This is a genomic window from Bacillus sp. N6, assembly GCF_052805735.1.
The window spans coordinates 302501-318373 of sequence record NZ_CM127843.1 but is presented as its reverse complement, the minus strand read 5'-3'; the positions used below and the strand labels follow the sequence as shown (position 1 = coordinate 318373).

Here is a 15873-nt window from a genome sequence, read left to right as displayed (position 1 = left end):
AGCAGATCTAGGCGCATTTGCCAGGAGGACACGGAGTGTAGCTTTCCTACATGAGTACCGCACTGGCGATGCAACGACGACATGCGAAGGTTATCTTGACCGGACTTTTTAAACATCCTCTATTAGTGTTTGAAATGACGTACGCCAGTGAACACCATAGCAATCCCATACGTATCTGCCACTTTAATAGAATCTTCATCACGGATCGATCCGCCTGGTTGAATGATTGCTGTAATTCCCGCTTTTGCTGCTTCTTCTAATGTATCTGGCATTGGGAAGAAAGCATCAGATGCAAGCGCGCTACCTTGTGCTTTTTCACCAGCTTGTGTAATCGCGATTTTTGCAGAACCTACACGGTTCATCTGTCCCGCACCGACACCAATTGTCATGTCATCTTTCGCTAAAACAATTGCATTTGATTTCACATGTTTTACAACTTTCCAAGCTAGTTTTAAATCTTTCCATTCTTGCTCTGAAGGTTCACGTTTCGTTGGAATTGAAATTGTACTTTCATCTAATGATAACGTATCTTCCTCTTGAACGAGAAGTCCACCTTGTACAGAAGTTAGTTTTTTGCTTGCACTTGTCGCTTTTTCAATATTTATAGTTAATAAACGTAAGTTCTTCTTACTTTGCAACACTTCTAAAGCTTCTTGCGAGAACGAAGGTGCGATAACAATTTCTAAGAAAATTTCATGTAACTTTTCTGCTGTAGCTTTATCAATTTCACGATTTGCTGCAATAATACCGCCGAAGATTGATACTGGATCTGCTTCATAAGCACGAGTATATGCTTCGTGAATATTAGTTCCTACTCCAACACCACATGGATTCATATGTTTTACTGCTACTACTGCTGGTTCTGTAAATTCTTTTACGATGCTAAGCGCTGCGTCTGCATCATTAATATTGTTATACGATAATTCTTTACCGTGTAATTGTTCTGCGTATGCAACAGAAGAAGTTGCTGCGAATGGCGCTTTATAGAAAGTTGCTTTTTGATGTGGGTTCTCGCCATAACGTAAGTCTTGCTTTTTCTCAAATGTCACAGTTAATGTTTCTGGACTTTCTTCACCCATTTGCTCTGTTAAATAGTTAGAAATTAACGCATCATACGCTGCTGTATGACGGAATACTTTCGCTGCTAGTTTACGTTTCGTTTCCTCTGCTACTTCACCGTTCTCTTTCAGTTCTGCTAACACAATATCATAATCTACTGGATCTACAATTACAGATACGAATTTATGATTTTTCGCAGCAGAGCGAATCATTGTCGGGCCACCGATATCAATATTTTCAATTGCATCAGCAAATGTTACATCAGGCTTAGCGATTGTTTCTTTAAATGGGTATAAGTTAACAACAACAAAATCAATTGCTTGAATACCTAATTCATTCATTTGCGCTACATGTGTTTCATTATCACGAACTGCTAATAGACCACCATGAATATTTGGATGTAAAGTTTTCACACGACCATCCATAATTTCAGGGAAACCAGTTACTTCAGAAATACCAATTACTTGTAAGCCGTTTTCTTCTAGTAACTTTTTCGTACCACCTGTTGAAATAACTTCAATCCCTTGCTCTAGTAACCCTTTAACAAATTCTACTACTCCTGTTTTATCTGAAACACTTACTAATGCACGCTTTTTCATTTATCCTTCACCCCTGGTTGTATGTTAGTTAACAGTTGCTTCTTTCACAGACTGAACAATTTGATTCACTGTATTTACGTATAATTTATGTTCAACTTGCTGAATTTTCTTTTGTAAGCTTTCTCTCGTATCCCCTTCAGAAACAACCACTGCTTCTTGCGCAATAATTGGCCCTGTATCCATACCTGCATCTACATAATGAATTGTTACTCCAGTTACTTTCACACCTGCTTCTAACGCTTGACCGACAGCATCTTTACCCGGAAAGCTCGGTAGTAATGATGGATGAATATTAATAATCTTTCCACCGTATGCTTCTAGTAACGTCGGCCCGATTAAACGCATATATCCAGCTAAAATAATATAATCAATTTCATATTCTTCTAGCTTCTTTAATATCTCTTTTTCAAACGCTTCTTTGGACTCATATGCTTTCGCTGAAAAAGCGAAACACGGAATATGATGATAATGCGCTCGCCCAACAGCACGTGCTTCTGGTTTATCACATACTAATAAACTAATTTCTGCATCCAATCTTTTTTCTTCTACCGCATTAACGAGAGATTGAAAGTTAGATCCACTTCCAGAAGCAAAAACTGCTAATCTACTCATAGTGCTTTGCCCCCATTAAAAGTAACGCCAGCTCCTTGTACAGTACGTCCAATAATACGAGCCGTTTCTCCTTGCTCTTCAAGAAGACGAACAACATCTTTTGCATCTTCTTCCTTCACTGCTACTACCATACCAATACCCATGTTAAAAATATTGAACATTTCTTTCTCTTCCAGTTTCCCAACTTCTTGAAGTAAATGGAAGATCGGCTGAATTTTCCAAGATCCTAGTTCAATCTCAGCACCAATTCCTTCTGGCAACATACGTGGGATATTTTCAATAAATCCGCCCCCTGTAATATGCGCCATACCGTATACTTCATGCTTCTTCAATAGTTCTAAAATAGGTTTGACATAAATTTTCGTTGGTTTTAATAATTCTTCACCAAGAGGTAGTTCTAAGCGTCCATAAATACGCTCTAAAGATAGTTCTCCATCTTCTAGTAACACTTTTCGTACTAAAGAGTAACCATTGCTATGAATACCGCTAGATGCTAAGCCAATTAGCACGTGACCAGCTTCAATCTTTTCACCTGTTACAATTTTCTTTTTATCAACAATCCCAACTGTAAAACCAGCTAAATCATATTCTTCCGTAGAATACATTCCTGGCATTTCAGCTGTTTCTCCACCGATTAATGCACAACCAGCTTGGCGACAGCCCTCTGATATACCTTTGACGATGTTTTCAATTTTACTAGGTTCAGCTTTACCACAAGCAATATAATCAAGGAAGAAAAGCGGCTCTGCTCCTTGGACAACAATATCATTTACACACATTGCTACTGCATCAATACCAATTGTGTCATGTTTATCTGCCATAAAAGCGAGCATCAATTTTGTTCCCACGCCATCTGTTCCAGATACTAATACAGGTTCTTCTAATGCAAATTTTGATAGATCAAACATACCTCCAAAACCGCCTAAACCGCCTAGTACTTCTTTTCTCATAGTTGTTTGTACGTGTTTTTTCATGCGAGATACCGCTTCATATCCAGCTTCAATATCTACTCCTGCTTGCTTATATGCATTCGCCATCGTTATTTACACCTCGTCTTTTAATTTCTCCCCATCCAGGGCGGGCCGTTTTAAGAAAAAAGCTAGCTTCTACAGCAAAAGAAGTAGAAGCTTTTTTCACTTTTCTTATTTCATACTTTCTAAAAGCTCTTGCTCATAATCATAAAGAGCTGTTGGATAGTCCCCATTAAAGTAAGCCATGCATAGGCCGCCATATTTCCCTTCATATGGACGTCCAATTGCATCTACTAATCCATCTTCGCTTAAAAATGTTAAAGAATCTGCTCCGATCATTTCGCGGATTTCTTCTACTGTATTATTTGCTGCAATTAATTCTTTTCTCGTTTGAATATCAATGCCATAGAAACATGGATATTTCAGAGGTGGTGAAGCAATTCTTACATGAACTTCTGTCGCTCCAGCCTCACGAAGCATACGAACAATTCGTTTACTTGTCGTTCCTCTTACGATAGAGTCATCAATCATAACAACTCGTTTCCCCTCAACCACACCTCTTACTGCGGAAAGCTTCATCTTAACCCCTTGCTCACGCAGTTCTTGAGAAGGCTGGATAAAAGTACGTCCAACGTAACGATTTTTAATTAATCCTAATTCATACGGAATGCCTGTTGCCTCCGCATAGCCAATCGCAGCTGAAATACTAGAGTCTGGTACACCAGTAACAACATCCGCTTCAATAGGAGCTTCCGCTGCTAAACGTTTTCCCATATTTTTACGCGCTGCATGAACGTTAACACCAGCAATATTAGAATCTGGTCGTGCAAAGTAAATATATTCCATACTACAAATCGCATGTTCTACATCGTTTGTGAAACGATCTACGTGAATTCCTTCATCATTAATGATAAGTAATTCACCAGGTTCTACATCGCGAATGTATGTTGCACCTACTACATCAAAAGCACATGTTTCAGATGCTACAACGTAAGCATCCCCCATCTTTCCAATTGAAAGCGGACGGAATCCATTTGGATCTAACGCAACGATCATTTCATTTCCAGTTAGTAAAAGATACGCAAACGCACCTTTCACTTTATTTAGAGCCTCTTTTACACTTTCAATTAAAGAGTCTTTCGTACTACGTTTAATAAGATGTAAAAGTACTTCTGTATCTGAACTAGTTTGAAAAATACTTCCCTCTGCTTCTAATTCACGACGAAGCATTTTTGCGTTAATTAAATTTCCGTTATGAGCTAACGCCATACTATGATCGGAAAAACGGAACAACAATGGTTGAACGTTAGCAACTTCACTTCCACCAGCTGTTGCATATCGTACATGTCCGATTGCTGATTTTCCATTTAATCCTTCTAACTCACCTCTTGAAAACACTTCTGATATTAAACCTAATCCCTTGTGACCGACGATTTTTTCCCCATTATTTACGACAATGCCTGCGCCTTCTTGCCCACGGTGCTGTAAACTGTGCAATCCGTAGTATGAAACTTGTGCTGCATTTTCATGCCCCCAAATTCCGAAAACGCCACATTCTTCGTTTAACCCCTTTATTTCAGCAAGCATGGGATTGCCCCTTTCCAAGCCTTTCTCATTTCATCTACATTTGCTGTAAGTAATACTTCATTTTCTTCATTATGAATTGTTACTTCATTTGTACTTGTTACTTCGCCAACTTGGATTGCTTCTACCGCTTTCTCAAACGCCTCTTTATTTTCACGTTTTACAGTTATCACGAAGCGAGACTGTGATTCAGCGAATAATGCTGCTGTTGCTTCTCCATCTAATTTCACAGTAGCACCTAAGCCGTTAGCACCAATTGCACTTTCTGAAATTGCCACTGCTAAACCACCCTCAGCAACATCATGTGCAGATTGAACAAGACCAGCTTGAATTGCTTCTAATACTTGTTTTTGGCGTTTTAATTCTACATCTAGATCGATACTTGGTGATTGACCGAAAATTTTTCCGTGAATCATTTTCTGTAATTCACTTCCGCCAAACTCAGCTTTCGTCTCACCGATTATATAAACTAAATCACCAGCTTGCTTAAACTCTTGTGTTGTTACATGTTTTAAGTCATGTACAAGTCCGACCATCCCAACAGTTGGTGTTGGATATACAGCTTCGCCACTACGTTCGTTATACATCGATACGTTTCCGCCGATAACTGGTGTTTGTAATGTGCGACAAGCTTCACTCATACCGTCTACTGATTTCTCAATTTGCCAGAAGATTTCTGGTTTTTCTGGGTTACCGAAGTTTAAGCAATCTGTAATTGCAAGTGGCTCACCGCCAGAGCATACGATATTACGCGCTGCCTCTGCTACTGCAATTTTACCGCCCATTTCTGGATCTAGATAAATGTAGCGAGAATTACAATCTGTCGTCATTGCTAATCCTTTTTCTGTACCGCGTACACGTACAACTGCTGCATCTGAACCTGGTGTAACCACTGTGCTTGTACGAACTTGGTAATCGTATTGATCGTATACCCACTCTTTACTTGCAATTGTTGGTTGCTGTAATAGAGCGAATAACGCTTCTTTATAATTTTCTACTTTTGGCGTTTCCATTTTCATTGCTTGGAATTCAGCAAAGTATGCTGCTTCTTTTGATGGTTTATGATAAATTGGTGCTTCTTCTGCTAAAGCATCTGCTGGAACTTCAGCTACCTTTTCACCTTTATGGAATAAACGAAGCATTTTATCTTCCGTTACTTTCCCCATCGTAACCGCTGCGAGACCATACTTCTCAAATAAATCTACTATTTCTTGTTCTCTACCTTTTTTCACAACAATTAACATACGCTCTTGTGATTCAGACAGCATCATTTCATATGGTGTCATCCCTGTTTCACGCTGTGGTACATCATCTAAGTACATTTCAATACCCATTCCTGCTTTACTTGCCATTTCTGCAGAAGATGATGTTAAACCAGCCGCACCCATATCTTGAATTCCAACAAGTGCATCAGATTGAATTAATTCTAAACACGCTTCAATAAGAAGTTTTTCCATAAATGGATCCCCTACTTGAACCGCTGGACGTTTCGCTTCTGAGCTTTCAGATAGTTCTTCCGACGCGAATGTTGCACCGTGAATACCGTCACGACCAGTTGATGCTCCTACGTACATTACTGTGTTACCAGCACCGTGCGCTTGCCCTTTTTTAATGTCTTCGTGGTTAATTAAGCCTACGCACATTGCATTTACAAGTGGATTTCCTTCGTAACATGGATCAAATTGTACTTCGCCGCCAACAGTCGGAATACCGATGCAGTTACCGTATCCTGCAATTCCTGCTACTACTTCTTCGAATAAATATTTCACACGTGGTGACTGTAATTCACCGAAACGAAGTGAGTTTAATAGAGCTACCGGACGTGCTCCCATAGAGAATACGTCACGAATAATACCACCAACACCTGTTGCTGCTCCTTGATATGGTTCAATAGCTGAAGGATGGTTATGACTTTCCATTTTAAATACAACTGCTTGATTATCACCGATATCTACAATTCCAGCGCCTTCTCCAGGTCCTTGCAGAACGCGCTCACCTGTCGTTGGAAACTTACGAAGAACTGGTTTTGAATTTTTATAACTACAATGTTCAGACCACATTACAGAGAACAATCCTGTTTCTGTATAATTTGGCAGACGACCTAAAATCTTTTCAACCATGGCAAACTCTTCGTCTGTTAGCCCCATTTCCGCATATATACGCTCTTCTTTAATTTGTGTTGGATTTGGTTCAAGCATTAACGACATATGTTTCCCTCCACTGTTTTAAGATAGATTGAAAGACTTTTAACCCTTCAGCACCGCCAAGTAATTCATCTACAGCACGCTCTGGGTGTGGCATCATACCAAGTACATTTCCTTTTTCGTTTACAATACCAGCAATATCTGAAACGCTACCGTTAGGATTTTCTACGTAACGGAATGCGATTTGATTATTCTCTTCTAATCTTTTAAGAGTCTCTTCGTCACAATAGTAATTCCCCTCACCATGAGCGATTGGAATATTGATTACTTCATTTTTTTCATATTGCGATGTAAACATCGTTTCATTATTTTCAACACGCAACTGAACAGTGCGACACATAAATTTTAAATTTTCGTTTCTCATTAATGCTCCTGGTAGTAATCCTGATTCAACAAGAATCTGGAATCCATTACATACACCTAAAATCGGCTTTCCTTGCTCAGCAGCTTTTTGTACTGCTTTCATTGCATTAGCAAAGCGAGAAATAGCACCGCAGCGTAAGTAGTCACCGTAAGAAAATCCACCTGGTAGTAGAATTGCATCATATTCATCTAAATTCTCTGTATCGTGCCAAACGTAATCTACTTCTTCGCCAAGCTCATCTTTAATTGCATGGAACATATCGACATCACAGTTCGAACCCGGAAATACTATTACGGCAAATTTCACTGTGCGACAACCTCCTCAACTTCATAACGGAAGTCTTCCATTACAACGTTCGCTAATAGTTTTTCACACATTTCTTTTACCTTGCTATCTAAATCAGATACAGATTTATCAATTGTTAGTTCCATGTACTTTCCGATTCGAACGTCTTGTACTTCTGTGAATGAAAGACTATGAAGTGCTCCTTTTACTGCTGTTCCTTGTGGATCTAATACGCTTTCTCTTAATGTTACATATACCTTAACTTTATACATGTGAAATTCCCCCTAAACGTTTTAAAATCTCTTCATAAGCATCTGTTAAATTTCCAAGATCACGACGGAATACGTCTTTATCAAACTTTTCATTGCTCGTTTCATCCCATAAACGGCAAGTATCTGGTGAAATTTCATCCGCTAAAATGATTTCTCCTTCTTCCGTTACACCAAACTCTAATTTGAAATCTACTAATCTTACACGACAGCTTGCGAAATGATCAATCAACACTTGATTGATTTGTAGAGCCATATCTCGTAATACGCTTACTTGCTCTGGCGATGCAACGTTTAATACACGAATATGATCTTCCGTTACAAGCGGATCTCCTAAATCATCATCTTTGAAGTAAAATTCTACGATTGGTTCTGCAAGTACAGTTCCCTCTTCCATTCCTAATCGTTTTGAAAGACTTCCTGCAATTACATTTCTTGTGACAACTTCTAAAGGAATAATACTCACTTTTTTAACAAGTTGTTCTGTTTCAGATAACTTCTCAACAAAATGTGTTTTAATTCCTACTTCTTGTAACTTTCTGAACAATAAAGTTGTAATTTCATTGTTCAAACGACCTTTTCCTGTAATCGTCTCTTTTTTCTCCCCATTGAAAGCAGTCGCACTATCTTTGTACTCTACCCAAACCATATCTGCTGATTCTGTACGATAAATTCTTTTTGCCTTACCTTCATACAGCAATTCTAGCTTTTGCATTTCGCAAGCCCCCTGTAGTTTGAAAAATGTGAATAATGTTTTTATAAAGAATGGCACAGAATGACTCTATTCTGTGCCATATGAAATTTTACGCTTCGTTTAATCCAAGGCGTTCAAAGATTGTATCAACGTGTTGCATATGATGCTCATAGTTGAAGCATTCATTAATTTCTTCTTGTGTTAACTTGCTTGTAATACGCTCATCAGCTTCTACAAGCTCTTTAAATTGTACTTGTGTTTCCCAAGCTTCCATCGCTTTAGGCTGTACGATATCATAAGCTTCTTCACGTACCATACCTTTGTCGATTAGTGTAAGCATTACGCGCTGAGAATAAATTAAGCCGTATGTTCTTTTCATATTGCGTTTCATATTCTCTGGGTATACAGTTAAGTTTTTAACGATATTACCAAAGCGATTTAACATGTAATTTAATGCGATTGTAGCATCTGGTAAAATTACGCGTTCTGCTGAAGAGTGAGAAATGTCACGCTCATGCCACAATGGAACATTCTCATAAGCTGTCATCATATAACCGCGGATAACACGAGCTAAACCAGTCATATTTTCAGATCCAATTGGATTACGCTTATGTGGCATTGCAGAAGAACCTTTTTGGCCTTTTGCGAAAGCTTCTTCAACTTCACGTGTTTCACTCTTTTGTAAGCCACGAATCTCAACTGCCATCTTTTCGATAGATGTTGCGATTAATGCAAGTGTTGACATGTAGTGTGCGTGACGATCACGTTGCAATGTTTGTGTTGAAATTGGTGCTGCTTCTAATCCTAGATTTTCACAAACATATTTTTCTACGAATGGATCGATATTTGCATATGTACCAACCGCACCAGATAGTTTACCAACACGAACTGTATCAGCAGCTTGTTTGAAACGTTCTACGTTACGTTTCATCTCTTCATACCAAAGACCAAGTTTTAAACCGAATGTTGTTGGTTCTGCATGAACACCGTGTGTTCTTCCCATCATGATTGTGTATTTATGCTCTTTCGCTTTGTTAGCTAAAATGCTTACAAAGTTCTCTAAGTCTTTTAATATAATTTCATTCGCTTGTTTTAAGATGTAAGATAATGCTGTATCTACTACATCTGTAGATGTTAAACCGTAATGAACCCATTTACGTTCTTCGCCTAGTGCTGGCGTTTCTGATACAGCACGAGTGAATGCAACTACGTCATGACGTGTTTCTTTTTCAATTTCATAAATACGATCAATATCAAATGATGCATGTTCACGAATTTTTTTAACATCTTCTTTTGGAATATCGCCAAGCTCAGCCCATGCTTCACAAGCTAAAATCTCAACTTCTAACCACGCTTTAAATTTGTTCTCTTCCGTCCAAATCGCACCCATTTCAGGGCGTGTATAACGACTAATCATCTTTTTCCCTCCAACAGTTGTTCTTGATGGTCCCAAATATGCAAACTCTTCGCTTTTTCTAGAGCGACTTCAATATTATCATTTAAAATATTAACATGCCCCATTTTTCGCTGTGCTTTTGCTTCTTCTTTTCCATACAAGTGTAAATAGCACCCGGTTAATCTATTCACTTGTCTTAGGACCCCTTCTATATGTTCGCCTAAAATGTTTACCATGACAACTGGTTTTAACAAATTTGTTTCTCCTAGAGGTAAATTACAGATTGCTCGAATATGTTGACCAAATTGGCTCGTTTCACATGCATCCTGTGTATAGTGTCCTGAATTGTGAGGTCTTGGTGCTAATTCATTAATGTAAATCTCACCATTAGCTGTAGCAAACATCTCTACAGCTAGTGTTCCCACAAGTTTTAATTCATCCGCAAGTACCTTTGCATAAGCAATTGCTTTTTGAGAAAGCTCTTCTGTAATACGAGCTGGAACGATAGATTCATGCAAAATGTTATTTACATGAATATTTTCCGCTACCGGAAATACTTTCGTTTCACCACTTACACTACGAATCACAATAACGGATACTTCTTTTTCAAAAGGCACCCATTTCTCTAAAATACACTCTGCTTTATCCACAAGATCTCTTGCTGTCTCAACATCAGCCTCACTTCTTAAAACAACTTGCCCTTTCCCATCATATCCACCTGTCGTCGTTTTTAAGACGGAAGGGAATGATAACTCAGCAATTGCTTCTGTAAGCTGATCTTGATTTTGAACTAATCTATACGTTGCTACTGGTAACCCAGCCTTCTCAATTGCATTCTTTTCTGTAAAACGATTTTGCGTTTTATTTAACAACTGACTACCCTGTGGCAAGTAAGCATGTTTTTCAAGCCATTGTAAACATCTATAATCAATATTCTCAAATTCATATGTGACAACATCACTTATCTCTGCTAAATGCTGAATTGCCTTTAAATCGTCATACGGTGCAACAATTTCAATATCAGCAACTTGTGCACATGGTGAATGCTTTGTAGGATCTAAAACAGCAATTTTATATCCCATCTCCTTGGCTGCCAATGCCATCATTCTTCCTAGCTGGCCGCCTCCAATAATGCCGATTGTTTTTCCAGGTAAAATGATTCTCGTCATACTAGCTCACTACCTTCACGCACATCTTTTTCAATCGCTTCTCGTCTCAATTCTAATGCATCATGTATATCATCATGGAATGATCCAAGTATTTGTGCAGCAAGTAATCCAGCATTCGTTGAACCGGCTTTACCAATTGCAACAGTTGCAACTGGAACACCTCCTGGCATTTGGACGATGGATAATAATGAATCTAAGCCGTTTAATGCTTTTGATTGAACTGGAACTCCAATTACAGGAAGATTTGTCTTCGCTGCAACCATTCCTGGTAAATGTGCTGCTCCACCAGCTCCAGCAATAATAACTTTCAATCCACGTTCACGAGCCGTCTCTGCATATTCAAACATATAATCCGGAGTCCGATGAGCGGATACAACTTTTTTCTCATACGGTATATTTAATTCATCTAAAATGTCACAAGCATATTTCATTGTTTCCCAGTCTGATGTACTTCCCATTATGACTCCAACTAGTGATTTCATATTAGAATCCCCCCGATTCAAATAAAAAAAGCCTGAAATAGAACAGTTTCTCTTTTACTATGAGAGAAAGCGCTCTACTCAGGCATACGTATCCCTTGTGAATAGAAAAATACCGAGTGACTTTCCCTCATAGTCTAACGAATAACGGTCGTTAGGTAGAGACTTGCAGGCCATATCCCCGCGATTATATGAGGTCTTATATTATTGTTTCTATGGCTATATTAACAATATTTCATAAACGATGTCAATAAATAATCGAATGTTTTTTTATTAGTAGTCAATAACGTTCGTGTTTTAGTTATATTCAAAAGAAGAATTGCAACTATATGCAAGAAGAAAAAGGAATTAGAATATATATTTCTAGAGATCTATTTACTTATAATCGTTTATATAGTACTTCAGTATGTTTTAAATCAAAATATATACACTCTTGTATTCTACACATCAATAGAACTTTTATTATAACGATTTAATTTCTAAGGAGGATAAACGTGAAAGAAAGAACTATGCTATTATCCTATTTATTTTTTTCTATCGCAGTAATTGTTGTAATTATTGAATACTTATTTATAGCATCTCATTATTTAAAATATATACTTATGATAGAAATAATGTGTCCTATTTTAAGTATTACTTTAGCGGCATTAGGAAAATCCGGAACACAAAAAATCATTGCTATTATTTTAAACAGTCTCTATTTCATTCTTTTTTCGTCTTTAGCGTTATTAAATTTATGGATTATAACATTCGGTAAATAAAAATAAACACAAAAAAACCTAAGTCGAAACGACTTAGGTTTTTGCTTGGCGACGTCCTACTCTCACAGGGACAAGGTCCCAACTACCATCGGCGCTAGAGAGCTTAACTTCCGTGTTCGGTATGGGAACGGGTGTGACCTCTCTGCCATCATCACCAAACTATGAAGGCATATTCCTTCAAAACTAGATAACATTGCTACATATTATATGGTTAAGTCCTCGATCTATTAGTATTCGTCAGCTCCACATGTCACCATGCTTCCACCTCGAACCTATCAACCTGATCATCTTTCAGGGATCTTACTAGCTTACGCTATGGGAAATCTCATCTTGAGGGGGGCTTCATGCTTAGATGCTTTCAGCACTTATCCCTTCCGCACATAGCTACCCAGCTATGCCCTTGGCAGAACAACTGGTACACCAGCGGTGCGTCCATCCCGGTCCTCTCGTACTAAGGACAGCTCCTCTCAAATTTCCTACGCCCACGACGGATAGGGACCGAACTGTCTCACGACGTTCTGAACCCAGCTCGCGTACCGCTTTAATGGGCGAACAGCCCAACCCTTGGGACCGACTACAGCCCCAGGATGCGATGAGCCGACATCGAGGTGCCAAACCTCCCCGTCGATGTGGACTCTTGGGGGAGATAAGCCTGTTATCCCCGGGGTAGCTTTTATCCGTTGAGCGATGGCCCTTCCATGCGGAACCACCGGATCACTAAGCCCGACTTTCGTCCCTGCTCGACTTGTAGGTCTCGCAGTCAAGCTCCCTTATGCCTTTGCACTCTACGAATGATTTCCAACCATTCTGAGGGAACCTTTGGGCGCCTCCGTTACACTTTAGGAGGCGACCGCCCCAGTCAAACTGCCCACCTGACACTGTCTCCCGGGTCGATAAGACCCGTAGGTTAGAATTTCAATACAGTCAGGGCGGTATCCCACCAGCGCCTCCACCGAAGCTAGCGCTCCGGTTTCAATGGCTCCCGCCTATCCTGTACAAACTGTACCAAAATTCAATATCAGGCTACAGTAAAGCTCCACGGGGTCTTTCCGTCCTGTCGCGGGTAACCTGCATCTTCACAGGTACTATAATTTCACCGAGTCTCTGGTTGAGACAGTGCCCAAATCGTTACACCTTTCGTGCGGGTCGGAACTTACCCGACAAGGAATTTCGCTACCTTAGGACCGTTATAGTTACGGCCGCCGTTTACTGGGGCTTCAGTTCAGAGCTTCGCTTACGCTAACCCCTCTCCTTAACCTTCCAGCACCGGGCAGGTGTCACCCCCTATACTTCGCCTTACGGCTTCGCAGAGAGCTGTGTTTTTGCTAAACAGTCGCTTGGGCCTATTCACTGCGGCTTTCCGTTAAGAAAGCACCCCTTCTCCCGAAGTTACGGGGTCATTTTGCCGAGTTCCTTAACCAGAGTTCTCTCGCACACCTTAGGATTCTCTCCTCGCCTACCTGTGTCGGTTTGCGGTACAGGCACCTTTTATCTCGCTAGAAGCTTTTCTTGGCAGCGGGGAATCAAAGACTTCGCTCCATAAGGAGCTTCCCCATCACAGCTCAGCCTTCACGATAAGCGGATTTGCCTACTTATCAGCCTAACTGCTTGGACGTGCACAACCAATCGCACGCTTCTTCTATCCTTCTGCGTCCCTCCATTGCTCAAACGATAAAGAGGTGGTACAGGAATATCAACCTGTTGTCCATCGCCTACGCCTGTCGGCCTCGGCTTAGGTCCTGACTAACCCTGAGCGGACGAGCCTTCCTCAGGAAACCTTAGGCATTCGGTGGACGGGATTCTCACCCGTCTTTCGCTACTCATACCGGCATTCTCACTTCTAAGCGCTCCACCAGTCCTTCCGGTCTGACTTCACTGCACTTAGAACGCTCCCCTACCACTGATACCATTGGTATCAATTCGCAGCTTCGGTGGTGTATTTAGCCCCGGTACATTTTCGGCGCAGAGTCACTCGACTAGTGAGCTATTACGCACTCTTTAAATGGTGGCTGCTTCTAAGCCAACATCCTAGTTGTCTAAGCAACTCCACATCCTTTTCCACTTAATACACACTTTGGGACCTTAGCTGGCGATCTGGGCTGTTTCCCTCTTGACTACGGATCTTATCACTCGCAGTCTGACTCCTAAGGATAAGTCATTGGCATTCGGAGTTTGACTGAATTCGGTAATCCGATGAGGACCCCTAGTTCAATCAGTGCTCTACCTCCAAGACTCTTACACTTAAGGCTAGCCCTAAAGCTATTTCGGGGAGAACCAGCTATCTCCAGGTTCGATTGGAATTTCTCCGCTACCCACACCTCATCCCCGCACTTTTCAACGTGCGTGGGTTCGGGCCTCCATTCAGTGTTACCTGAACTTCACCCTGGACATGGGTAGATCACCTGGTTTCGGGTCTACGACCACGTACTAAACGCCCTATTCAGACTCGCTTTCGCTGCGGCTCCGCCTCTTCAGCTTAACCTTGCACGGGATCGTAACTCGCCGGTTCATTCTACAAAAGGCACGCCATCACCCATTAACGGGCTCTGACTATTTGTAGGCACACGGTTTCAGGATCTCTTTCACTCCCCTTCCGGGGTGCTTTTCACCTTTCCCTCACGGTACTGGTTCACTATCGATCACTAGGGAGTATTTAGCCTTGGGAGATGGTCCTCCCAGATTCCGACGGAATTTCACGTGTTCCGCCGTACTCAGGATACATTCAAGAGAGAACGAAGTTTCGACTACGGGGTTGTTACCCTCTACGACGGACCTTTCCAGGTCGCTTCGTCTACCTCGTTCCTTTGTAACTCCGTATAGAATGTCCTACAACCCCAAGAGGCAAGCCTCTTGGTTTGGGCTATGTTCCGTTTCGCTCGCCGCTACTCAGGAAATCGCATTTGCTTTCTCTTCCTCCAGGTACTTAGATGTTTCAGTTCCCTGGGTCTGTCTTCCATACCCTATGTATTCAGGTAAGGATACCATACCATTACGTATAGTGGGTTTCCCCATTCGGAAATCTTCGGATCAAAGCTTACTTACAGCTCCCCGAAGCATATCGGCGTTAGTCCCGTCCTTCATCGACTCCTAGTGTCAAGGCATCCACCGTGCGCCCTTTCTAACTTAACCAAACTAAAAATTAAAAAATATGAGCTACACTGTTATCTAGTTTTCAAAGAACATACATTTATATATGAGAGATAGTTCTCTCAAAACTGAACAAAACGAAACACGGAAACTTATATTGATGAACAGCGTTCATCAATTCTCCATAGAAAGGAGGTGATCCAGCCGCACCTTCCGATACGGCTACCTTGTTACGACTTCACCCCAATCATCTGTCCCACCTTAGGCGGCTGGCTCCATAAAGGTTACCCCACCGACTTCGGGTGTTACAAACTCTCGTGGTGTGACGGGCGGTGTGTAC

At 40.7% G+C, this 15873-nt stretch carries 12 protein-coding genes, 3 rRNA genes and 1 riboswitch (1 of these 16 running past the window's edge); of the genes, 1 reads left to right on the top strand and 14 read right to left on the bottom strand.

Going from position 1 to position 15873, the window contains the following annotated elements; genetic code table 11:
- Positions 1 to 122 precede the first annotated feature (122 nt).
- The 11 genes from purH to purE all read right to left on the bottom strand — a co-directional run bounded on the left by purH (position 123) and on the right by purE (position 11688).
- Positions 123 to 1658 carry a bifunctional phosphoribosylaminoimidazolecarboxamide formyltransferase/IMP cyclohydrolase gene (gene purH, locus ACUXVC_RS01730; protein ID WP_000745406.1) on the bottom strand — a complete coding sequence of 512 codons (1536 nt, stop codon included), beginning with the start codon at positions 1656 to 1658 and terminating at the stop codon, positions 123 to 125.
- A gap of 24 nt (positions 1659 to 1682) precedes the next feature.
- Positions 1683 to 2270: a phosphoribosylglycinamide formyltransferase gene (purN, locus tag ACUXVC_RS01725; RefSeq protein WP_000088577.1), complete on the bottom strand. Its 588-nt coding sequence runs from the start codon at positions 2268 to 2270 to the stop codon at positions 1683 to 1685.
- A complete protein-coding gene (gene purM / locus ACUXVC_RS01720) occupies positions 2267 to 3307 on the bottom strand; it encodes a phosphoribosylformylglycinamidine cyclo-ligase (RefSeq protein ID WP_001262442.1) in 1041 nt (346 codons plus the stop codon). Before purM ends, purN begins: the two co-directional genes overlap by 4 nt.
- Positions 3308 to 3412: 105 nt before the next feature.
- Positions 3413 to 4828, bottom strand: a complete 1416-nt coding sequence (purF, locus tag ACUXVC_RS01715; RefSeq protein WP_000879026.1) for an amidophosphoribosyltransferase — start codon at positions 4826 to 4828, stop codon at positions 3413 to 3415.
- A complete protein-coding gene (gene purL, locus ACUXVC_RS01710) occupies positions 4813 to 7032 on the bottom strand; it encodes a phosphoribosylformylglycinamidine synthase II (protein WP_000055560.1) in 2220 nt (739 codons plus the stop codon). Before purL ends, purF begins: the two co-directional genes overlap by 16 nt.
- Positions 7016 to 7699 carry a phosphoribosylformylglycinamidine synthase subunit PurQ gene (gene purQ, locus ACUXVC_RS01705; RefSeq protein ID WP_000666785.1) on the bottom strand — a complete coding sequence of 228 codons (684 nt, stop codon included), beginning with the start codon at positions 7697 to 7699 and terminating at the stop codon, positions 7016 to 7018. Before purQ ends, purL begins: the two co-directional genes overlap by 17 nt.
- On the bottom strand, positions 7696 to 7950 hold the full coding sequence (gene purS / locus ACUXVC_RS01700; protein ID WP_000278823.1) for a phosphoribosylformylglycinamidine synthase subunit PurS: 255 nt from the start codon (positions 7948 to 7950) through the stop codon (positions 7696 to 7698). The genes purQ and purS overlap by 4 nt, the downstream gene beginning before the upstream one ends.
- On the bottom strand, positions 7943 to 8662 hold the full coding sequence (gene purC, locus ACUXVC_RS01695; RefSeq protein WP_001170544.1) for a phosphoribosylaminoimidazolesuccinocarboxamide synthase: 720 nt from the start codon (positions 8660 to 8662) through the stop codon (positions 7943 to 7945). Before purC ends, purS begins: the two co-directional genes overlap by 8 nt.
- 88 nt (positions 8663 to 8750) lie before the next feature.
- Positions 8751 to 10058 carry an adenylosuccinate lyase gene (gene purB / locus ACUXVC_RS01690; protein WP_095691504.1) on the bottom strand — a complete coding sequence of 436 codons (1308 nt, stop codon included), beginning with the start codon at positions 10056 to 10058 and terminating at the stop codon, positions 8751 to 8753.
- The gene (purK, locus tag ACUXVC_RS01685) at positions 10055 to 11206 is read right to left on the bottom strand and encodes a 5-(carboxyamino)imidazole ribonucleotide synthase (protein WP_000196767.1); all 1152 of its coding nucleotides are present in this window, start codon (positions 11204 to 11206) and stop codon (positions 10055 to 10057) included. The genes purB and purK overlap by 4 nt, the downstream gene beginning before the upstream one ends.
- A complete protein-coding gene (gene purE / locus ACUXVC_RS01680; protein WP_000839367.1) occupies positions 11203 to 11688 on the bottom strand; it encodes a 5-(carboxyamino)imidazole ribonucleotide mutase in 486 nt (161 codons plus the stop codon). The genes purK and purE overlap by 4 nt, the downstream gene beginning before the upstream one ends.
- 110 nt (positions 11689 to 11798) lie before the next feature.
- Positions 11799 to 11900, bottom strand: a riboswitch (purine riboswitch).
- Between the two features lie 279 nt (positions 11901 to 12179).
- Here purE and ACUXVC_RS01675 point away from each other — a divergent pair.
- On the top strand, positions 12180 to 12446 hold the full coding sequence (locus tag ACUXVC_RS01675; protein ID WP_095691505.1) for a hypothetical protein: 267 nt from the start codon (positions 12180 to 12182) through the stop codon (positions 12444 to 12446).
- Between the two features lie 43 nt (positions 12447 to 12489).
- Here ACUXVC_RS01675 and rrf read toward each other — a convergent pair.
- From rrf to ACUXVC_RS01660, 3 genes are all read right to left on the bottom strand, one after another.
- Positions 12490 to 12605: ribosomal RNA gene (gene rrf, locus ACUXVC_RS01670) — 5S ribosomal RNA — on the bottom strand.
- A gap of 48 nt (positions 12606 to 12653) precedes the next feature.
- Positions 12654 to 15575, bottom strand: a 23S ribosomal RNA gene (locus ACUXVC_RS01665).
- 146 nt (positions 15576 to 15721) lie between these two features.
- A 16S ribosomal RNA gene (locus ACUXVC_RS01660) occupies positions 15722 to 15873 on the bottom strand; it runs 1400 nt beyond the window's last position.
- Together the 16S, 23S and 5S rRNA genes form the textbook arrangement of a ribosomal RNA operon.